20 protein-coding genes are annotated in these 20627 nt (G+C 47.1%); 10 read left to right on the plus strand and 10 right to left on the minus strand.

Annotated elements, in window-relative coordinates:
• Positions 1–18 precede the first annotated feature (18 nt).
• On the plus strand, positions 19–588 hold the full coding sequence (locus tag WH96_RS16510) for a hypothetical protein (RefSeq protein WP_047765325.1): 570 nt from the start codon (positions 19–21) through the stop codon (positions 586–588).
• 113 nt (positions 589–701) lie between these two features.
• Here the strand turns inward: WH96_RS16510 and WH96_RS16515 are convergent, their stop codons facing one another.
• Positions 702–1241, minus strand: a complete 540-nt coding sequence (locus WH96_RS16515) for a winged helix-turn-helix transcriptional regulator (RefSeq protein ID WP_047765326.1) — start codon at positions 1239–1241, stop codon at positions 702–704.
• Positions 1242–1310: 69 nt separating this feature from the next.
• Here WH96_RS16515 and WH96_RS16520 point away from each other — a divergent pair, with 69 nt between their 5' ends.
• Complete coding sequence (locus WH96_RS16520; RefSeq protein WP_047765327.1) at positions 1311–1688, plus strand: VOC family protein; 378 nt, start codon at positions 1311–1313, stop codon at positions 1686–1688.
• A 297-nt stretch (positions 1689–1985) separates the two neighbouring features.
• Here WH96_RS16520 and WH96_RS16525 read toward each other — a convergent pair whose 3' ends face one another.
• The 3 genes from WH96_RS16525 to WH96_RS16535 form a co-directional block, all read right to left on the minus strand.
• Complete coding sequence (locus WH96_RS16525) at positions 1986–2594, minus strand: alpha-ketoglutarate-dependent dioxygenase AlkB family protein (protein ID WP_047765328.1); 609 nt, start codon at positions 2592–2594, stop codon at positions 1986–1988.
• Positions 2595–2622: 28 nt separating this feature from the next.
• Positions 2623–3216: a DUF4447 family protein gene (locus tag WH96_RS16530; protein WP_047765329.1), complete on the minus strand. Its 594-nt coding sequence runs from the start codon at positions 3214–3216 to the stop codon at positions 2623–2625.
• 290 nt (positions 3217–3506) lie between these two features.
• Positions 3507–3923 (minus strand): PilZ domain-containing protein, encoded by a 417-nt coding sequence (locus WH96_RS16535; protein WP_047765330.1) that lies wholly within the window; start codon positions 3921–3923, stop codon positions 3507–3509.
• Positions 3924–4181: 258 nt separating this feature from the next.
• Between WH96_RS16535 and WH96_RS16540 the strand changes: the two genes are divergently transcribed.
• Positions 4182–5162 (plus strand): lipid II:glycine glycyltransferase FemX, encoded by a 981-nt coding sequence (locus tag WH96_RS16540; RefSeq protein WP_047765331.1) that lies wholly within the window; start codon positions 4182–4184, stop codon positions 5160–5162.
• Between the two features lie 146 nt (positions 5163–5308).
• On the opposite strand, the gene WH96_RS16545 is transcribed toward WH96_RS16540, so the two are convergent.
• Positions 5309–6544 carry a YeeE/YedE family protein gene (locus tag WH96_RS16545; protein WP_218045076.1) on the minus strand — a complete coding sequence of 412 codons (1236 nt, stop codon included), beginning with the start codon at positions 6542–6544 and terminating at the stop codon, positions 5309–5311.
• Entirely contained in the window at positions 6516–6704 is a 189-nt protein-coding gene (locus tag WH96_RS16550; protein ID WP_047765333.1) for a hypothetical protein, read from the minus strand. Before WH96_RS16550 ends, WH96_RS16545 begins: the two co-directional genes overlap by 29 nt.
• Before the next feature lie 80 nt (positions 6705–6784).
• On the opposite strand from WH96_RS16550, the gene WH96_RS16555 reads away from it, so the two are divergent.
• A complete protein-coding gene (locus WH96_RS16555; protein WP_047765334.1) occupies positions 6785–8173 on the plus strand; it encodes a tetratricopeptide repeat protein in 1389 nt (462 codons plus the stop codon).
• Positions 8174–8326: 153 nt separating this feature from the next.
• A complete protein-coding gene (locus WH96_RS16560) occupies positions 8327–8710 on the plus strand; it encodes a DUF1761 domain-containing protein (protein WP_047765335.1) in 384 nt (127 codons plus the stop codon).
• A gap of 102 nt (positions 8711–8812) precedes the next feature.
• On the opposite strand, the gene WH96_RS16565 is transcribed toward WH96_RS16560, so the two are convergent.
• Both WH96_RS16565 and WH96_RS16570 read right to left on the minus strand, forming a co-directional pair.
• On the minus strand, positions 8813–9796 hold the full coding sequence (locus tag WH96_RS16565; protein ID WP_047765336.1) for an alpha/beta hydrolase: 984 nt from the start codon (positions 9794–9796) through the stop codon (positions 8813–8815).
• A gap of 24 nt (positions 9797–9820) precedes the next feature.
• Complete coding sequence (locus tag WH96_RS16570) at positions 9821–11059, minus strand: OpgC family protein (protein WP_053006055.1); 1239 nt, start codon at positions 11057–11059, stop codon at positions 9821–9823.
• A 306-nt stretch (positions 11060–11365) separates the two neighbouring features.
• Between WH96_RS16570 and WH96_RS16575 the strand changes: the two genes are divergently transcribed.
• On the plus strand, positions 11366–12931 hold the full coding sequence (locus WH96_RS16575) for a glucan biosynthesis protein (RefSeq protein ID WP_082130544.1): 1566 nt from the start codon (positions 11366–11368) through the stop codon (positions 12929–12931).
• Positions 12932–12946: 15 nt separating this feature from the next.
• Positions 12947–14791 carry a glucans biosynthesis glucosyltransferase MdoH gene (gene mdoH / locus WH96_RS16580; RefSeq protein WP_053006059.1) on the plus strand — a complete coding sequence of 615 codons (1845 nt, stop codon included), beginning with the start codon at positions 12947–12949 and terminating at the stop codon, positions 14789–14791.
• 15 nt (positions 14792–14806) lie between these two features.
• On the opposite strand, the gene WH96_RS21525 is transcribed toward mdoH, so the two are convergent.
• Together WH96_RS21525 and WH96_RS16590 are read right to left on the minus strand one after the other, a co-directional pair.
• Entirely contained in the window at positions 14807–16282 is a 1476-nt protein-coding gene (locus WH96_RS21525) for a sensor histidine kinase (protein WP_162200164.1), read from the minus strand.
• 8 nt (positions 16283–16290) lie between these two features.
• Positions 16291–17052, minus strand: a complete 762-nt coding sequence (locus WH96_RS16590) for a response regulator (protein ID WP_047765337.1) — start codon at positions 17050–17052, stop codon at positions 16291–16293.
• 277 nt (positions 17053–17329) lie between these two features.
• On the opposite strand from WH96_RS16590, the gene WH96_RS16595 reads away from it, so the two are divergent.
• The 3 genes from WH96_RS16595 (at position 17330) to WH96_RS16605 (ending at position 20618) form a co-directional block, all read left to right on the plus strand.
• Positions 17330–18592 (plus strand): ABC transporter substrate-binding protein, encoded by a 1263-nt coding sequence (locus WH96_RS16595; protein WP_047765338.1) that lies wholly within the window; start codon positions 17330–17332, stop codon positions 18590–18592.
• 237 nt (positions 18593–18829) lie between these two features.
• On the plus strand, positions 18830–19738 hold the full coding sequence (locus tag WH96_RS16600) for a carbohydrate ABC transporter permease (protein ID WP_047765360.1): 909 nt from the start codon (positions 18830–18832) through the stop codon (positions 19736–19738).
• On the plus strand, positions 19731–20618 hold the full coding sequence (locus WH96_RS16605; protein ID WP_047765339.1) for a carbohydrate ABC transporter permease: 888 nt from the start codon (positions 19731–19733) through the stop codon (positions 20616–20618). The genes WH96_RS16600 and WH96_RS16605 overlap by 8 nt, the downstream gene beginning before the upstream one ends.
• Positions 20619–20627: the final 9 nt, after the last annotated feature.

A 20627-nucleotide genomic window follows, 5' to 3' on the forward strand; every position in this document is an offset into this window, starting at 1 on the left:
CGTTACAGGAGTCTAATAATGGGTTTTTACGTAAGTACATTAAGAAACATTCCCTCTGGTAAATTTAACCATTATATTTACGTCGTAGATTGTTCTGGAGACTCAATTCATACATCATGGATTAATGAAAATTTCAATCGTGTTAGTCAAGGTTTGGGTAATCGGGCTGGTATTATCCACGGACCATCGGATCTTTCTCTTGAAGTATTAAATTTTCTAAACAATCAACTCGAAGATGATTTTTTTGAGATTGAACATCTGTTACACTCGGCAACTTGCTTAATAATCACTGATAATGTTCTTGCACAAAGCCAGAACGATGTTTTTATTATTCCTTTGACTTCAGATAGATCAGAAGATGATCAAATACACGAATACATGAATCACATAATTGATACTATAATAGAGGCCATTTCATCGGGAAAATTCCGAAAATATCTAAATACAAATGCAGCAGTTAAGTTTAAAATTAGAGGAAAAGGTAAAATATTAATAAACTCGATAAATTCTATATTAGAATTAAAACCAAATATTGCAGGCATTGGCATAAATATTAATGTTCTTATAGAGAAAATATTTAAACTATAACCAATACAATTTTTAGGACATTCTTAAACCTTAGGTAAAAAACGGAGCCTTATCACCCGTGATCAGTGTCGGCTCGACAGATTTCGATCCCCCCATAAAGAGCCCTTTTCCCATCACCCCAAAATCACACCGCTTGTCACGCTACTGATCATCGCCCCGGTATTAATCGGGTGATAGATGGGCATGGGCGGGCGGGTGGCATTTTCGACGCTTCTATGTATCCATTGTCGGTCTTCCATGCGGCGCAGGGACTGGGACAGGGCGCGGTCTGTGATGGTGGATAGACTGCGCTTTATTTCGCTGAACTGACTTGGTTTTTGCAGGGTTGCCAGCACGGGCAAGGTCCAGGATCTGCGTATCAAGTCCTGTTCTTTTTCTTCCGAAACGTCCAGAATTTTATGCGCCATTTCGGCTGCGACTTCGCCCAGTGGGGTCAGGCGGAATTCAGGGCGCAGGGGGTGGCCGTGGCCGGGGTTGCGTTCCAACAGGCCGATATCAATCAGATGTTCCATACTTTGCGCGAAGGCGGTTCGACTTGCGCCCGTTGCGCTCAGCAAGAGGGCTTGCCGCCCCGGCACGCCAGTGTGGAGCTTGGCAAGGATGGGCAGCGCCCATGCTCGTGATGTGATGTTGACAAATATATTTATGTCCATAAAGTATAGTTACTATAATTTAAGAATACAAGAAAGCCCCTAAAGGAAAAAACCAGTAAAGGAAAATCTATGTCACTCGTAAAGTTGAATGAAATGATCACAATTGCAATGTCGGTCACTGACCGCCACAAAAGTGCGGACTGGTACCAGAAAATACTGGGGTTTGAAGTTATGTACCACGCCGATGAAGCGGGCTGGTCAGAGATTAAAACCAACACGCAAAACGTAACAATTGGCCTTGGCGAACACACAAAACCGGCCCCCGGCAACTGTGTTCCCGTGTTCGGCATCGCAGATCTGGATAACGCACGGGGCAAGATGGAAGATGCCGGTGTCCGGTTTGACGGCCCCACAGATGTGGTCGAAGGTATGGTGAAAACGGCAACCTTCTATGACCCCGACAACAATGCCCTGATGCTTGCCGAAGATTTATCAGGGGCTGCGTAATGATACAGCCTCAGGGTTTGTTCTCTGGGGGGCGTTCTCTGGGGGGCGTTCTCTAGAGGTGTTCTTGGGGCTTCGCTCTCAGGGGCATTACACGATGAATAACCTGCTTATGAAGGCACGGTTGAAAGATATTTCTGGTTCATAGCCAATGCGAACGACACCCTCTTCCACAGGTAATTTTTACATTGGCAATTTTCGCCCGAAGAAGCTCGCACGCATGAGACATTATCTTTAAATCTGCACTTTGAAGTCTGCGCCTTAAAGTCTTCGTCTTAAAATCTGCGAGGTTTCACGAGATCAGGAATAGGTCATCCGGAAGGTAAGGCAGATACGCTCGCCCGTTGGTTTGTTGGTCTTGGGGATCTGGTGCAACCAGTAGTGCTGGGTCTCGCCCTTCATCAATAACAGATTGCCCGCCTGCAGATTGATATCGAACGGCAGGGTCTCGCCTGATTTTGGCTTGAATTGAAAAATCCGATCACCACCGAAACTGAGGGAAGCAATGGCCGGATTTGTGCCCAACTCTGCCTCGTCATCCGCATGCCAGGCGACGCTGTCTCGCTCGTGACGGTAGAGGTTACAGAGCACGCTGTTATAGGTAAATCCGGTTAAGTCTTCAACCCGATGCTTGAGACGTTCCAGCAAGGGCGTCATCGGCCTTGCTGGCATGTGCAGGCGTGAATAGGTGTAGTCCGACTCTCCGTACCATTGCTGTAAACGGGGGATCGGCACGGTCCGGCCATGAAGAGAGATCTCGGCTTGCTGCCAATCGAGATCGGTTTTCAGTAACTCGAAAATCTCTACACTTTCATCAGCCGAATAGGCCTTGGGGAAGCAAGAAATATCGGCTTGTGGGGCAGGATAGTGAATTACCTTTGTATCCGGTGTATCCGGTGTATCCGGCAATCTAACCTCCCCCAATTACCATACAAACCTATGATTCTTCTGTATCTGCCTCTACAGTTTCTGGCTCTACAGTTTCTGCATCCACAGTCTCGGCACTTACAGCCTTGGTCCCTACTTTCTCGGTTCCTACAGTTTCTGTACCCACAGTCTCTGCCCAGGCGAGACGATTGGCTTCGCTATCTTCTTTGTCGCCAAGGAAATCCTGATAACTTTCCGGGTCAAAGGTGACGGGAACCAAAGTGATCTCTTCTCTATGAAGCTCTATCCGAGCGCGGGTGATAACCGTGCTGTATACCTTGTGATAGCGAAAGATCTTGTAGAATTCCGGCTTCCATTCTTTGAACAGTTTATTGCCGAGATACCGTATAACAGGAACACTTTCGGGCTTCCCCTTTGCTTCGACAATGTCATCGACGGTCGCGAGAAGGTCTTCGACATAATCTTCGATGGTTTCTTCGAGTTTGAGTAGCTCAGTCGCCTTCTCATCAGGGATTTCAGACTTTCCCTGTACCCAGCTAAAAAGGTCTCTTGCCGGGACTCTGAGAACGCCAGCGGCCTCGCGATGGGTCATGCCCATTCCAAAGATAATATCATCCATTTGATCTGGTGTAAGTTTTGACAATTTGTAACGTCCTGTTTTGTATAGCTATTGCTATAACAACCTGAGCAGTTATAGCAATAAAGTTAGTCGGCCCCACCCGTGTTGAAACTAGGGAATGGTATAAGGCCTAATGATTCTGACGCCTATGTAACATGATCTGGCAGATTATGAACATATTATTTCAAAAGAGTTTTGGCAAATTTCGGGCTGACATTTAAGCTGACATTTAAATCGACTTGAAAATGCTTCTTATCGTTCGGTTTATGACACTTAGAAATCTTAATGCACCACGGGTTATATCCGCAATAATTCTACCTCAACCGCCCCAGAACGATCTTCTCCAGCGTATTAAAGTCTTTGTTGCCGATGTTGACAAAACGGGCGCCGAGTTTGCCGTGGTCGGCATCAGCGCGGCGGATTTCGATGTCGATCAAAAAGGGATCGGCTTTTTTCAGTAGAATTTCGAGGCTGACAATATCGCCGACTTTCAGACCCAGTGCTTCTATATCAAGCTTTTCGCCGTCTTCAACGATAACGTCCATATCGCCGTATTCTTCAAGATCAGTCTCTTCCCCCTTGATGCCGACGCCGCCGGGACTGATATCGTTAATCGTCACACGGACACCGTTGAGGATAGCGTCTAATCCACTTAGCTTTGCAGCAAGGCTAACGGCGCGGCGATGATCGCGTCTTCTTTCTTTGTTATAAACCGCTACTACCTTCGCCATAAAACCTTGAATCCCTTTTGATAGTTATCCAATCTAACTCTTCCTTATCGTTGTTTCATCGTTTGTGTAGGTCACCTACACGTCTCTCTTTACGCCTTAGGTAAAAGCCAAGTTTAATAACTATGGTTGTCGAACTTGTATAATAATAGCACGAATATATCGGGAAATCATTTACAAAGCCATAGATAAAGCATTATGGATAATAGATGATTCGCCTAAAAACAATCTTTCAAAACAACCGCGCTCAACAACACATCCATGCCTGATAAAGCCCTGACGAAAGCACCCAATACCAACACGCTTGACATAAAGTGGAACGATGTTTCCGTACGCCAGTGGCGGAACCTTGTGCGTAAAGCCGGGCAATCAAACCTTTTACAAAGCTGGCCCTATGCACAGGCGGTTCTGGTGACCGAACGTCTGGTAGGCAAGTTTGCCACCATCTATTGGCAAGGGCGTATTGTCGGTATCTGTCAAGTACTCGAACAACGGTTACTCGGTGTTTTTCACAAAGTAAGACTCTATCGCGGGCCGCTGTGGCTGGAACCCGACATCCCGCAAGAGGTTCACGAATTCTTCTGGTCCGAAATACAAAAACGTTATCCATCGCGTCCCTGGCGGTTTCGATACTTCTTACCGGAAATGCCGGATACAGAAGAAAACCGCGCCTTGCTGAGCAAATTTGGTCTGAACCGTATTCAGACAGACGGTTATTCATCAATCTGGCTGGACCTGACACAGCGCGAAGAAGTCTTACGCGCGAACCTGAAACAGAACTGGCGCAATACACTGAACCAGTCAGAGAAAAAAGGCCTGTCACTGGAACTGGACACAGAGGGCAAGCACCTGAACTGGCTGTTGAAACTCAGTGAAATGGATAAGATCCTCAAAGAATTCAAAGGGCCAAGCCCCGCCTTGGTCGCGCATCTGAAACGCTTTACAAAAGACCGCGGTGAATTTCTGTTGCTGCGCGCACTTCATGATGGTGAAGCTGTCGGCGCCATTCTGTTGTTCCTGCACGAAGGCAGCGCAACCTATCTGGTCGGCTGGAACTCACAAGAAGGGCGCGATGCCCGCGCGCACAATTACCTGTTGTGGAATGCCCTGCTGGAACTGAAAAAGCGCGACATCAAATGGTTGGACCTCGGCGGGATCAACCCCAATGATGCCAAGGGCGTGACCTTCTTCAAAAAAGGCCTCGGCGGCACCCCCTTTACCCTCGTCGGCAGCTACAACTAGGTGGCTATAGCCACTTCTTTTTGTGGCTATTTTACTTTCTCATGGCTATTTACTTTTCAATAGTTGCTATAGTTGATTTCTGTTCAAGGCGTGAAGAGAGACGTGTAGGCGACCTACACGAACGATGAAACAACGCAAAACAGAAGTTAAGTAGAGTAACTATAGGCCCTACGTATTCTGACGCCGATCATATTCCCGGCGAGAGCCGCGAAGAGCCACACCCAGCCGTGTATGCTGCCCGATGCGACGCCGCTGAAAAAGGCACCGATATTACAGCCATAGGCCAAACGCGCACCATAGCCCAACATCAAGCCGCCAATCAGGGCCGTAACGATGCCTTTGGTCGTGACGTTCTGTGACTTGCCAAACTTTCCGGCCAGAACCGCCGCGCTCATGGCCCCGGCGACAATACCTATATTGGTGGCCGAGGCATCGCTTTTGAACAGTGACCGATCCAGCGCCGCCATCCGCCCGGACCAATAAGGAATGTCAGACAGATCCGCGCCAAGGAAAGACACCAGCTTGCCACCCCACAGCGTAATACCAGATGTAATCCCCCACGGGTGCCCCAACAGGGCCAACATCGCAAAGTTCAGCAAAGCCAGTGCCACGGCACCGAGCACAAGCGGCCATGGTCCTTCGGTAACCCGTGTGAGCAAGGGAGTTTTAGGAGAGGTCTCGGCTTCTTTCACCAAAAAGCTTTTGTTTTCAACCCTGCGGACAAAGAGATAGAGCAAGGCAAAGACAATCAAATGCAGGATCAGGGCTTGTTCCCACCCCCAGAGGCTCACCATGGAAACGGCTTTCCACTTGGGCAGGTCGTGCCAGAACGGCAAGTGTACCGTCGCAATGACCGAACCCAACATAAAGGTGATCAAAGTCACGACCATACGGATGCTGCCGCCGCCAACGGTAAAGAGCGTTCCACTGGCACAGCCCCCCGCGATTTGCATGCCGATGCCAAAGACAAAGGCCCCGACCACAACACCTGTTCCCGCTGGCGCAACAAAGCCCGATGCCCTGTGGCCCAAAATAGTGCCGCTATCCAGCACCGGAAAGAACAGCGTGACAACAACCGCCAGCATGACAATCTGTGCCTTGAGTCCTGCCCCCCAGCCCTCGGTCAGAAAACGTCGCCATGCCGAAGTAAAGCCAAATGCCGCATGATACAGACTGATCCCAAGGGCAACACCCAACCCCGTGGCGATTGTAGGCCGCTGCCCCATATAAAAATACAGCACAACAAGCGCCAGCAGAGAGATTGCCAGGGGCAAATACTTATGTGGAGAGAGTATGTAACTTGTTTGCGCTTGCATTAAATGGGTCCGCTTGATGGATTGGTGATCAGACTTCTTAACTGATTTTGAGCTTATCATACTCATCCAATAACCCTTTTCCTTTCACAATTTTGTCAGAAGGCTGTGTCCGCCCTGTGAACTGCATTCCAGCGTAGAGACAAAAAGCAGAGCTATTCTGCTGCTTTGGGCCAGCGCGTGGCTTATCACGGTGATCACAACCACCTAAAACACTAAGGTTTGACATCTTTTGTGCACTGGAAATTACCCCCCAATGCATGCCATATGGAGTTCAAGAATTTATTGAATCTGCTATGGAGGCACCCCGTGTTGTTTGATTGTCGTGGACACGCAGTAACAGCTTTGAATCAAAACGCCGTTGATCACTTTGACAATACAGTCTCCCTCTTTCTCGCCCATTCAAAGAAAACACCCGATGCGCTCGGCCTGACCCTCGCCGCCGACCCACAAATGGTTCTGGCGCTGATTGCCAAGGGCTTCTTCTACAAGATGCTGGCCAAGGTCGAAACAGACCCCGTCGCACTGGAATCCCTGTTCAAAGCAAAGCTGTCGGTCAGAGAGCGTGGCGCCAACCACCGCGAAAGCGAGCTGTTAACTGCCCTCGAAGAATGGTGTTATGGCAACCTCGACAAAGCAATCGTCAGACTGGATGCCTTACTGGACGATTATCCGCTTGATGCCCTGAGTGTAAAGATTACCCACGCCTGTCAGTTTATTCGTGGCCAAAACCACGGCATGCGGGCTTCGACCACCAAAATCATGAGTTCATGGAACGAAGGTGTGCGTGACTACGGCTTTATTCTGGGCTGTCACAGCTTTGGTCTGGAAGAAACCGGATCTTATGCGGAAGCAGAGAAAACCGGCAAACGCGGCGTAGAGATTGCTCCGAACGATGCATGGGGCACGCACGCCGTCGGCCACGTTTTGGAAATGTCCAATCGCCCGTCCGAGGGGATTAACTGGCTGAAGCAGTATCAAAACGAGTGGGAGAACTGTAATAACTTCTCGTACCATATGCATTGGCACAAGGCGCTGTTCCATCTTGAGCTGGGGCAAAAAGACGAAGTTCTTCGCCTGTATGATTCCTACATCCGCAAAGATCAAACTGATGATTTCCGCGATATCAGTAACGGCGTGTCCCTGCTCTATCGTCTGGAACTAGAGGGCGTCAACGTTGGCAACCGCTGGGAAGAAATGGCCAAGCTGTCCGCCAACCACGTCAACGATCACAGTCTGGCCTTTGCCGATGCGCACTACTTGCTGGCCATCCTGAGCAGCGGGAATACCAAAGCCGCCGACGCTTTTATTGAAACCATGCGTGAAAAAGCGCAGGGCGAAGGCACGACACAGGAAATCTTCCGCAACTTCGGCATGCCACTGGCAAAAGCTATTCATGCCTGCAAAACCGGAAACGACGCGCAGTGTGTTGACCATCTGTTGCCTGTTTTTGATGACCTGCAACAAATCGGCGGCAGCCACGCCCAACGCGATGTCTTCCACAGGCTGCTGATCGATGCCTCTATACGGGCACAGCGCTATACCACCGCCAAAGATCTTCTCAATACCCGCCTAAAACAACGTCCAGAAAACCCTTGGGCCTTGAAGAGACTGGCAAAAATTCCTGAAGCTGCAGAACCAGAAAAAGCACCAGAGAAAGTTGGACATAAAGAACTGGTTTCCAGTTCAGCGCTCTAACACTAAAATTCCTGATCAGATAATCTGTCTAAAAAGGCCCGGTTTGAAACCGGGTTTTTTATTTCTCTCTCATCACAGTGTCTGCCAAAAGCATCTGTTTATCTCATTCCTTTGCCGGTAAAGTGGTCGACTACCAAAAGAGGGAGACGGAAAGTGCACGAATTTGACAGTATAAACTGGATAGCTGTTCTGGTCGGAACTGTAGTATCGTTTTTAGTTGGATGGGCATGGTACAGCCCGCTGCTATTCGGGAAGAAATGGGCCGAAGGGTCCGGTGTAGAGCTTGCCAGCGCAGATAAAATGCCTGTCTTTGCCATGATCGCACAGTTACTGGCGCTTTTAGTGCTCTCCATCGTTATCGGCATCACGGCAGCGAGCAATGCACTCTTTACAGCAATCCTGGCCATACTGGCGGTCGCGTTGTTTATTGCCTCCACTGGAAGCTTCGTCCGCAAATCAACCTATGCCATCATCGTTGATTTCTTTTATATCATTCTGGCTGGGGTCGTTATGATTGCCGTACAGGGTTTGCTATAGGACTGGGGTTATTATGGGCAAGCTTATGTAGCGTAAGATTTGTTCACACCCGAAAACAATCGCGCTTGTCCAAAAAAAGCCCTTCCACAGACAAGCGATAATTTAGGGACAAAAAACAGAGTTTCGGGCCACCATCGCCACAGAGATTACATTTTCGTTTTTGGCATTATTTTTTGTATCTGTTTGCGCAGTATCTTCTGCTGCAAACTTATCATCAATGAAGACCAGTGCTTGCCCGATCTCATCCCGCCAGAGCTTCCATGTGTGATTGCCGTTGGTAATGCGCAGTTCTGACGGAAGCTTCCTGCTTTTCAGTTCCTTATAAAGCGCAAAGGTACCTTCGTAGAGGCCAAACCAGTCATCATCCCCTACCGTCAGGTATGTATGGGGGAAGTTCTCAGGCTTAACACTTTCCAACGCGGTAAAAACATTTTCGCGGTTGAAAATTTCAACTGAAAAAGGATCACCAAAAGCCCCGGCAAAAAGCTTTATCTGAACAGGTTTAAAGATGTTTGCACTTTCAACGTTTGGGAAAATCGCCGGACTTAACGCAGCAACCGCGATGAAGTTTTCTGGCGCTTCAAAAGCAAATTTTAATGCGCCGTAACCGCCCATAGACAGTCCGGCAATGGCACGTTTTCCTTTACTAACCTTATTGGCAAGAAGCTCTTCCATAATCCCCGGAAGTTCCTGCCCAAGGCCGGATTGAAAGGCCCCGTGCTGCTCTGAATTGAGATACCAAGACTTGCCCGCCGAAGGCATGACCACTATCATGGGATCAATTACTCTATCAGCAATAAGAAGATCCAAAGTCTGTGCAACACGGCCCGCTTTTAACCAATCTCTATGGGATCCACCATAGCCATGTAAAAGGTAAAGAACGGGGTATAACCTGTTATCAAAACAGTACTTTTCGGGTAAATAAATCGAGTAATTCGCAGGGATACTAAAACTCGGGAGTGACACTTTCTGATCAGTGATCACGAGACCTTGCGCAAAAGCTGTTAAGGGCCATACCAACCCCAGACAAATAGCTCCTACAGTTGTTCCTATAAAAGCCAAAAACAGTTTAAATGCTTTACGCAAGCGTCCCCCTGATAAAAATCTCTCTTACTCTGCGGGCTGTGTCGCCCGTGTGCCCAAATCTGTTTTAGGTTCTGTCACTGGTTCCATCTCTGGCAAGGCAGCTTTATTAGGCACCTGACGCCACGGTGAAGACTTGACCCACCCCATAAGATACGCAAAGCCTATCAAAATAGCCATGCCGGTAATATTAACAATTGTTAGCCCCAAGGCATCGCGACCAATCTGATCCAGAACAATACCCCCAATCCAGGACAAGGTCATGCCCAAGAGGAAAACTGGTAGAGCCTGCTGTCCGCATTTGATCAACGGCTTGAAATAGCCGTGTCTCAGGATTTGTTCCCGACCTTTCAGCAGGGTCACACAAATATAGGCAAGGGCCAGAAAATGTAGCCAGCGCAGCAGACCGAAGTTGGTTTTCTTAAAGCCAAGAATAAGCTCGGCGCGAATATCTTTAAGCTCTGGTATCGCGCGCATGATCGGCCAGTTACTAATCGGGATCAGCACAAGCACAAAGATGATACAGGCTATAAGCAGCCACTTGTTCGGCGGTGGCGCCTTAATCCAGCCCGCAGATATGGCAAAGCCGGTGAAAAACAATAACTGCCAAGCAAACGGATTGAAAAACCACGGACGATCAGAAAAGGGTTCGGCGGGAAATTCCAACTGCCACTGCCAGCTTGCTGCGTACAGAGCTATCGAAAAAGCAGGGACCAGATAAGGATGTATGCGGGCAAGGAGTATAACCACAGGTACAAGCGCCAGAACCCCAATATACATAGGCATGATATCAAAAAAATTCGGCACATAAGTCAGCGTAAACAAAGCGCCGAGTGCTTCAGATGTGTTGTTGAAAAAGTATGGAAGATTAAGCTTGGTAATGTAATTGAAATCAACAAAGTATGCGGTTGCGACAGCACAGACTGTCGCCAGAACAAAAAATAACCCTAAATGTGCCATATAAAGCTGAACACAGCGAATGACGATGCGCATCGTTCCCATGAAAAAGCCTGAGCGCCGAAAGGTGCCACCAAAGGCAATTGCTGCAGCAAAACCGGAGCAGAAAACAAACATTTCAGCCGCATCGCTGGGGCCAAAGCGTGCCGGAATAAACTTTGCCCAATAGTTACCCGGCACATGCGCAACAAAGATAATCAGCATGGCAACACCACGGAAAAAGTCCAGCCGTGGATCACGGACTTTTTTTACAGCGGTCGCTGCTGGAGTCAACTTATTCTCTGTTGGTCGTTCGTTCGTTTTATACATTCACTCTTAGTCCAGCACTCTTTAATTCGGCAATCTTTAATTCGGCCGATTCTCAATTCGTAAAAGAGGTCTCTATAATGAAAATGATACCTTATCAACTCCCCGTACAGTAAAGCTTGTTCTCGAACTTGTGATGAGGATTGTATACCCCTTCGCTTTGGGAAAGTTTAAAAAAAACCAATCTATTATGGAGAGACACGAAACATAATAAGGTAATAAAAATGCAATGACACAGAAATACCCCTTGAAAAAGCATTACATTTCAGCGACTTCCTCTGTACCAATTTGAACTTGAACCATTGCACAATGAACCGTAGAAAATTTCTTCTCTCCACCGCGGCACTCTCGACCACCGGATTAATGTCAGGTGTCTTAGTCGACTCTTTTGCTAATGATACTGATAATAAAGGCATCACCCGTTATGGCGATGTCATACAAAAAGCACAGACCCTGTCGCAAACTGCTTACAACAAACCCGAAAGCACGATAAGTGATTTCTGGAAAAGTATGTCAGTCGAAGAATTTTCCAAAATCTATTACAACCCCAATAAACCACTTTGGAATGACGGCGGCCCCTATCAACTACAGTTTTTCCACCCCGGCGGCCCGTGGTTCCACGATACAGTTGATATAAACTTACAAGAAAACGGCAGCGAAAAAGGTCAAACCATTCAACCCGGCATGTTCTGGTACGAAGGAAAACAACCTGCCCTATCAGATATGAAAGATCTGCACTTTGCCGGTTTTCGCGTTCATCACCAACTGAACAGCGAATACTATGATGAACTGATATCTTTCCTTGGATCCAACTACTTCCGTGTATTGGGCCAAGGACAGCAGTACGGTCTTTCGATAAGAGGACTGGCTATTGATACCGCCGAACCGACTGGTGAAGAATTCCCGCTGTTCAAAGAATTCTGGTTAGAGAAACCAGAAAAAGACTCTGACGAAAACAACCTTGTCATCATGGCCCTTATGGACAGTCCAAGCGTGGCCGGAGCCTATCGCTTCACAATACAACCGGGAAAAGACACAGTTGTTGATATCGAAGTTTCCCTTTTCGCACGCAAAGATATCAACAAGCTTGGCCTTGCGCCGTTAACAAGCATGTTTCTGTTTGGTGAAAACACCAAGGGATTGGACGATTACAGACCAGAAGTACACGATTCCGACGGCCTGATGGTTTGCACATCCACAGATGAGTGGATCTGGCGACCGCTTGCGCGCCGCAAGAACCTGACAATTTCAGCCTTTATAGGTGAAAATACGAATGGTTTCGGCCTTTCCCAGCGTGATAAAAACTTCAATCACTATGGGGATCTGGAATCGCGATACCAAAAACGTCCGAGTATCTGGATAGAGCCCCAAGAGAATTGGGGAAGTGGTCATGTAGAACTTGTCGAAATTCCTTCGAATTTGGAGACAACAGATAACATTGTGGCCTATTGGGTATCTGATAAACAAATGAAGACTGGTAGCGAATTGCAATACAGCTACCGATTGACAAGTTATCTGGAATCAGAGCAATGGCCGCCAGCAGGAAAGTCGATGAGTACGCGCGAAGGCCCCGCCAACAGAGCAGGCTTTTCCTATGGTCATAGTGCACAAGCTCGCTTTTTTGTCGTGGAGTTTGAAAGCACTGAACTTAGCGAGCTTCCCGCAGATAGCCCTATTGAGGCCATATTCAATTGTCAGGCTGGTAAAATATACGACGTTAAAACGTTTAAAAATACAGAAAACAAGCTGTGGCGTGTCGAGTTCAACATGGAACCGGAAAACGACCAACCTTGTGATTTACGCGGTTATCTGAGAATGGGCGATCGCGCCCTGACAGAAACCTGGACTTACCTCTACACAACAAGATATGCCTAAGGCTGGATAAACTGAATGAGCCATACAACCAACAAACCTTGCAAGATTGACGTCGCGAAAACAAAGCGTAGACGCAGATCTTTGCTTCTCTTGTTGCTCAGCTTAACCGTCGGTGCACTTAGCACAAATCTAACGCTCAACCTTTTTGAAAACGGCTTGAGTCTGCTCGAAGGCATCTATGTACTTCTCTCAACAATTGCCTTTCTCTGGATCAGTCAGTCATTCTGGACGTCTATTATCGGCTTTGTCATTCGTGCTTTCCATCACAAAAATGCAGCAAAAACTGTTGCGCCCATCGCACGCGATCTGGATCCCACAGCCGCGCCAGAAGGCAAAATCGCTATCGTCATGCCCGCCTATAACGAAGATCCTGAGCTGGTTTTTCTGGGGATGGAACAAACGCTTAGGTCCGTACAGGCAACAGGACACGGTAATTCGTTTGAGTTCTTCCTTTTAAGCGATACAACAGATCTATCCATTGCTACCCAAGAAGAATCATTGGCGCAGGAATTACTGCATCGCTATGTCCTGCAAGGAAAATTCCACTATCGCCGCCGTGAAAAGAACACCCACCGTAAAGTCGGCAATATAAAAGATTTTTGTGATCGTTGGGGAGATTCTTTCGACTATATGGTTGTGTTGGATGCGGACAGTATCATGTCAGGCGAAACAATCCTGAATATGACCAGAATGATGGATAACAATCCCAAAGCTGGTTTGATACAAGCACTTCCCCGCGCCATGGGACAAAAAACCCTCTTTGGCCGTCTGACCCAGTTCAATATCAGATTGACAGGGGAGTTGTTCACAACAGGCCTGAGCTACTGGACAATGAATGACGGCAACTATTGGGGCCATAATGCCATTCTTCGACTGTCGCCTTTCATGGAGCACTGTGACCTTCCCATACTATCAGGCCAAGGACCTCTATCGGGCGAAATTCTGAGCCATGATTTTGTCGAAGCAGCCTTTTTGCGTCGCGCAGGACAAGACGTCTGGATCTATCCAGAAGGCAAAGGCAGCTATGAGCAGGTGCCAACCAATATTCTGGATCATATCATTAGGGATCAGCGCTGGTGCCAGGGCAATTTTCAGCACATGCGCCTGATATCGGAAAAGGGACTTAAAAAAGTTAGCCGAATTCACATGCTTATGGGCGCGATGAGTTATGGTTCCTCTTATCTCTGGATGATGCTATTGTTGATGAGTGCTTTTTTGGTGACAGAACGCACAATGCCAATCAGTCCGGTTATTCCCCTACCCTACGAATGGTCAATGCTGACGCCCTACACAGCTTCACCTCTGACTTTGTTTATCATCGTCATGAGCATGCTGTTTATGCCAAAGGTTTTGGCTCTTCTGCTCGCTTACCGAGAAGCATCGGCATACGGCGGAGTCATTAAACTCACGCTCAGCAGTATTTTGGAAATGATTTTCTCTGCTATTTCCGCGCCTGTTATTATGATTTTCCACGTTCGTATTATCTCGGCACTGCTGATTGGTAAAACAGTACAGTGGAATGCACAGAGCCGTAGTGGGCGTAATATTCCATGGAAAGAAGCTTTTAAACAACACAGAGTACATTTGCTCGCCGCTGTTGTGCTTGGTTTTGTTTATCTAAATCAAGCGCCCGAACTCTTGTTATGGTTAGCGCCGATTTTAACAGGCCTGATTTTTGGTGCCCCCTTGGCCGTTGCTTTTGGACAGGAAAAGATTGGTTTGTTTCTACAACGCCATGGCATCCTTCTCATTCCAGAAGAAACCAGCCCTCCCGAAGAATTACCGCTGATATTTACTCGGAATATACAGGAAAGTGTTCCGCTTGGTTCAACAGAACTTACCGCGAAAGCTGCTGAATAAAAGCTTCGTATTTATCTAGTTAACGTCAATTGATCGAGGAATATCAACGGTCGCATTCAGGCCCTGAACGGGTAAATTGATTAAATCAAAATGCCCGTTATGGGCTTGAATAACGCTGTTGACGATACTCAACCCAAGGCCACTGCCCCCAGTTTCCCTATTTCTAGATTTTTCTAGGCGATAAAAGGGTTTGAGAACATTTTCCATCTCTTCCTCTGGAATGCCCGGCCCTTTATCCATGACTTCAATCAAAACGCGACCAGGTTCTATAGTTAAGCTGACCTTTGCCTGAAATCCGTATTTAACTGCATTTGCAACGAGGTTGGTAATGGCGCGTTGTAAAGCTTTGGGTCGCCCCTTCATATTCCCCTTGAGCATACCATCCAAAGGTACTGACTTTGCCTGAGAACTAAAGACTGTGCCTGTTGTTCTCAGGGTTGGATATTGTATGGGCATAAATGTAACAGGCATGCCAACATCGGAAAAATCATCACAAATACTTTGAACGAGCGACACAATTTCAAAGTATTCTTCATCTTCCCTTTCCAAGCCACCCTTGAGGAAATCAATCGCATCTCGTGTCATGCCAAGCATTAAATCCAGATCAGCAAGAATCTTGTTACGTAAGCTTTCATCTTCGATATACTCTGCCCGCAACCTCAAACGTGTGGCTGGTGTACGTAAATCATGAGAGATTGCTGTTAGCATACGCGTTCTCTCATCCAGAACTTCTGCTTTCTCTTTCTGTTCGGCAGAAAGGCTGTGAGCGATACCTTTCGCCTCTTCTGACCAAAGAACTGTAGCACGCACGTCATCCAGATCATCGCTGCTTTCACTTAATATTTTGAAAGGTCGAAGTAAGGCCCGGGTTCCAATTGCGTAAAACACACCAGAAAAAGCCATCCCTGCCAGGAAAATCAATAACCACTGGATTTCTGTAATGCGAGCTTTCCAATATTTACGACTTGAAACAACTAACCTCTCTCCATTTGAAAAAATAATGAAAAGTTTCGCCCGGCTATCGTGTCGTGCAATTGCAGATACGAGGAAAGTCAGCTTTGCGGTTAGGTCTTCAGGAGGATAGTCCGACTTGAGGATCCTTTGGCGTGGATTACGATCAAGAAGCTCCAGATAAATGCGTGGATTAGGTCCATACTGTGAGTTGGTATTAAGAAGGGAATAGTCTTCTAAAGACTTTGCCTCATTCAGTTCATCTTGCTTAATCAAAGCAAACTGAACAGCATCCGATCGATTAAAGTTCTCTACGGAGAGAAGCCTCCGTTCCAACGGCATGCGTGAAATGTCTTCGTAAACCCGTGCTATAACAGGTCCAATCCAGGTCGTTTCTGCTATTTCAGCTCTACGATTGATAATAGCTCCGACCCCGATTGATGCAAAACTTGCCGCGAGGAAACCACATAAAAAGCCAAAAAGAAGAATTCTGGGGCGTATTTTGGTCGGGAGATATTTTTCAAATAAACGTATAAACATATCAGCGATCATGACCTGCTTTGAACAGGTGAAATCGTGTTAACCGAAACTTTTTCGGCAAAAATATATCCTTGGCCACGGACGGTTTTAATCAGCTTTGGCCGATCAGCATCATTTTCAAGTTTTTTACGTAAACGACTGACCTGAATATCAATACTGCGATCAAAGGCAATCGCCTCGACCCCTCTCGTCGCATTAATCAAATCATCGCGGGTTAAAACCTTTTGTGGCTGTTCTAAAAAGGCAATAAGAAGCGCAAACTCACCAGAAGAAAGATGAACCACAAACTTGTCCGGTGAGCGTATCTCTCGCTTACCTTCGTGCAAATGCCAACCAGAAAACTTAAACACCCGATTTGCAGCAATCGCGACATCGTCAATAGTATCATCTGATCCTGCGCCGGAAACTCGACGGAAAATAGCTTTCATTCGAGCCAAAAGTTCTCGGGGATTAAAAGGCTTTTCCAGATAATCATCCGCCCCAACTTCCAGACCGACGATACGATCTGCATCCCCCGTGACAGCCGTAAGCATAATAATGGGGACGTCAGATTTTTCGCGAACGGAACGACAAAGACTAAGACCATCTTCACCGGGAAGCATGATATCGAGAATAATCAGATCAATAGACCATTTATTCAACTCGCGGCGCATTTCGTCACCCGATCCGGCTTCAGAGACTCTAAAACCACGTTGCGTGAGAAACCCCATCAAAAGATCTCTTATCTCTTCATCATCATCCACAATCAGCAGATGTTTAGCCTTTTCCATTCACTCACCTGTCATATTTCGCAACTGCAGCAACTCATTAAAAAGAAAATACTTTACCACTCAATTGTAACGGTTTGTAACCAAGCACGTGATTTGCAATCTTCTGTTACCTTAAAGTAGTCGCAAGTTACACGCGTTAGGGTTTTACTGAGGCTATCGGAGCCTGAATATTCTGAACAGCTAACTATAATCTATGGAATGCTCGTTGGCTCTTTGTCAACATTACATTGGATCAGGCTTACAATTGGATCCACTTCACACGGGGAGGAAACTGGGAATGAAATCGTTTACTCAAAAACTAGTCGTTACAACTGCTTTAGTAAGCTCTATTGCTTTAGGTGCAATTTCTGCACAGGCAGAACCAACAGCAGAAGTCCTGCACTACTGGACATCAGGCAGTGAAGCCAAAGCTGTTAAAGCACTGAAAGAAGACTTTGAAGCAAATGGTGGTAAATGGCTCGATGCACCTGTTGCTGGTGGTGGCGGAGATGCACAGGCAGCTGTACTTCGTTCACGCGTTCTATCAGGCAACCCGCCTGCTGCTGTACAAATCAAAGGCTTGAGTATTCAGGAATGGGCCGAAGCCGGTGCATTGGGCGATTTGACCAAGCTTGGTGAAGAAGAAGGCTGGGATGACGTTCTCCCACCATTGTTACAAAAAATTGTTAAACATGACGGCAAATATGTTGCTGTTCCTGTGAACATCCACCGTGTTGACTGGATTTGGGCAAACCCGGAATCTTTGGCAAAAGTCGATGGTGAGCCACCTCGCACCTGGGAAGAATTCAACGCACTCGCAGACAAACTTCAGGCCGCAGGCATTACCCCGTTGGCTCATGGTGGTCAGCCATGGCAGGACGGTACAGTATTTGAAACAGTTGTATTGGGAATGGGCGGCGCTGAATTTTACAACAAAGCCTTCATAGAAAAAGACATAGCGACAATCAAATCCGATACCATGAAAAAAGTCTTTGATCAGATGCGCAAAATGCGCGGCTACGTTGATGCCGATTTTTCAGGACGTGACTGGAACCTTGCAACGAGTATGGTGATGCGCGGCGAAGCAGCAATGCAGATCATGGGTGACTGGGCAAAAGGCGAATTTATTGCGGCCGGGAAAGTCCCTGGCAAAGATTTCCTTTGCGTTCCCACACCATCCAACGGCGGTTACATTCTCAATTCTGACAGCTTTGCCATGTTCAATGTTAGCAGTGAAGATGACAAAGCCGGACAAGCCTTACTTGCACGTCTGATCCTGGGCGAAAAGTTCCAGGAAACCTTTAACCTATACAAAGGGTCAATTCCGGCAAGAATGGGCGTACCTACTGATAAGTTTGACGAATGTGCTGTGAAATCGATGGTTGATCTACAATCAGCATCCGAAAGCGGAGCATTGGTTGGATCAATGGCTCACGAAATCGCGGCTTCTGGCGCAATTCGCGGAGCTATTCTAGATGTCGTTACAGAACACTTCAATTCTGACATGACGTCAGATGTTGCGGTTGAACGTCTAGCCGAAGCAATCGAACTGGCTGAGTAACCTCCCTAAAAATGACGGTGTTCCCCTGTGATATCCATTGGTGGGAATATTCATTGGAGACACCGTCATTTTTTAAGCTAAGCATGTTCAATGCATGCGCGATTCAAAACTTTCCCCTCTGCGTGTATTACGACTGGAAAAGTTTTATCTGTTTGACTTAGAGCATTTATTAGTTTCAAGCGATTTCACTTATCAGATTTTGCTTGCCGGAATGCTCCCGAACAAATGATGAGCCTCATGACTCAAAAAACCATACCAGCCAAGCAACCACTTTCTGATTGGTTTCGCCGGAATGTCGCCAAATTGGTTGTGGCACCGACTTTTGGCCTGATCATATTCTTTGTTTATGGCTTCATTGCCTGGACCGGCTATGTTTCTTTCACAAAGTCCAAGATGCTGCCGACCTATTCGTTCGAAGGATTTTACCAGTACATCCGCCTCTGGAAAATGACTCCTTGGAATGTTGCGATGGAAAACCTGCTTGTCTTTGGCAGCCTGTTTATCCTTATTGCAATTGTTCTCGGTTGCTTATTAGCCATCGCACTGGATCAAAAAGTCCGCGCCGAAGGCGTACTGCGTACCGTCTATCTCTATCCCATGGCGATTTCCTTTATCATCACAGGTACAGCCTGGAAGTGGATACTCAACCCAGGCCTTGGCATTCAAAGCCTTATGCAATCATGGGGATGGGAGAGTTTCGCCTTTGATTGGCTGATCAACAGTGAAATGGCTGTTTATACCCTTGTCATTGCAGCCGTCTGGCAATCATCCGGCTTTGTTATGGCGCTCTTCCTTGCTGCTTTACGCGGGGTTGATAGCGAAATAATCAAAGCAGCCTATCTGGATGGTGCATCCCTATCGCGTATTTATCTCGTCATTATATTACCGACATTACGTCCTGTATTCCTGAGTTGCTTTTTTATTCTTACGCACATGGCGGTGAAAAGCTTTGACCTTGTTGTCGCTCTAACAGGCGGAGGGCCCGGCTACAGCACGATTATGCCCGCGAATTTCATGTACGAAATGACATTTCGCCGTAATCAGATTGGCCTTGGTGCCGCTTCCGCGATGATGATGCTGGCAACGGTGATGGCCATTGTTATCCCTTATCTCTATTCCGAATTAAGGGAGAAGAAAAATGGCTGATCTTTCTGCACTCCCCGGTGGGAAAAGCCCATGGCAATCCGCTGCAAGATTTGGCCTCTACACGCTTTTGCTGATTTTTGCAGCCTATTATATTCTGCCACTGATCGTTGTTCTTTCTACCTCGTTAAAAGATCTCGACGAAATCCGTAATGGTACTTTGCTATCCCTACCATCAGAGATAAATTTTGATGCATGGGGCTATGCCTGGAACGAAGCCTGTATCGGCGTTAGCTGTACCGGCCTCAAACCTTACTTCTGGAATTCAGTGGCAATGACCATTCCGGCTGTCCTGATCTCTACACTTCTTGGGGCTTTGACAGGATATTCCCTCACTAAGTTTAAGTTCAAAGGGGCAAACCTGATCTTTGCAATGATCCTGTTTGGTTGTTTCATCCCCTTTCAAGTTGTGTTGCTTCCAATGGCACAATCACTGGGTTATCTCAGAATTGCGAATACAGTTCCCGGTTTGGTTCTGGTTCATATTGTCTATGGCCTCCCCTTTACAGTGCTTTTTTTCAGAAATTACTACGTCAATATTCCTGACGACCTGATCAAGGCTGCAACAATCGACGGCGCAGGTTTCTTTATGATTTTCTGGCGTATTATGTTGCCTTTGTCCCCGCCGATTATCGTCGTCACCATTATCTGGCAGTTCACTCAAATCTGGAATGACTTCCTGTTCGGGGCGTCTTTCACCACTGGTGGAGGACAACCGGTAACTGTCGCACTCAACAACCTTGTAAACACAACAACTGGCGTCAAACGTTACAATGTGGATATGGCCGCTGCCCTGATTACAGCAGCCCCAACACTCGTCGTATACGTATTGGCAGGTCGTTACTTCGTACGCGGTCTAACCGCTGGCTCAGTTAAAGGGTAAGGAGAAAAA

The organism is Kiloniella spongiae (assembly GCF_001026905.1).
Taxonomy (GTDB): Bacteria; Pseudomonadota; Alphaproteobacteria; order Kiloniellales; family Kiloniellaceae; genus Kiloniella; species Kiloniella spongiae.

Coding starts and splice junctions, on each gene's coding strand:
- WH96_RS21525 (WP_162200164.1), bottom strand. CDS start 16,282: ATGTTTATACGTTTATTTGAAAAATATCTCCCGACCAAAATACGCCCC.
- WH96_RS16570 (WP_053006055.1), bottom strand. CDS start 11,059: ATGTATAAAACGAACGAACGACCAACAGAGAATAAGTTGACTCCAGCA.
- WH96_RS16510 (WP_047765325.1), top strand. CDS start 19: ATGGGTTTTTACGTAAGTACATTAAGAAACATTCCCTCTGGTAAATTT.
- WH96_RS16575 (WP_082130544.1), top strand. CDS start 11,366: ATGAACCGTAGAAAATTTCTTCTCTCCACCGCGGCACTCTCGACCACC.
- mdoH (WP_053006059.1), top strand. CDS start 12,947: ATGAGCCATACAACCAACAAACCTTGCAAGATTGACGTCGCGAAAACA.
- WH96_RS16515 (WP_047765326.1), bottom strand. CDS start 1,241: ATGGACATAAATATATTTGTCAACATCACATCACGAGCATGGGCGCTG.
- WH96_RS16595 (WP_047765338.1), top strand. CDS start 17,330: ATGAAATCGTTTACTCAAAAACTAGTCGTTACAACTGCTTTAGTAAGC.
- WH96_RS16590 (WP_047765337.1), bottom strand. CDS start 17,052: ATGGAAAAGGCTAAACATCTGCTGATTGTGGATGATGATGAAGAGATA.
- WH96_RS16605 (WP_047765339.1), top strand. CDS start 19,731: ATGGCTGATCTTTCTGCACTCCCCGGTGGGAAAAGCCCATGGCAATCC.
- WH96_RS16550 (WP_047765333.1), bottom strand. CDS start 6,704: ATGTCAAACCTTAGTGTTTTAGGTGGTTGTGATCACCGTGATAAGCCA.
- WH96_RS16535 (WP_047765330.1), bottom strand. CDS start 3,923: ATGGCGAAGGTAGTAGCGGTTTATAACAAAGAAAGAAGACGCGATCAT.
- WH96_RS16520 (WP_047765327.1), top strand. CDS start 1,311: ATGTCACTCGTAAAGTTGAATGAAATGATCACAATTGCAATGTCGGTC.
- WH96_RS16545 (WP_218045076.1), bottom strand. CDS start 6,544: ATGAGTATGATAAGCTCAAAATCAGTTAAGAAGTCTGATCACCAATCC.
- WH96_RS16540 (WP_047765331.1), top strand. CDS start 4,182: ATGCCTGATAAAGCCCTGACGAAAGCACCCAATACCAACACGCTTGAC.
- WH96_RS16600 (WP_047765360.1), top strand. CDS start 18,830: ATGACTCAAAAAACCATACCAGCCAAGCAACCACTTTCTGATTGGTTT.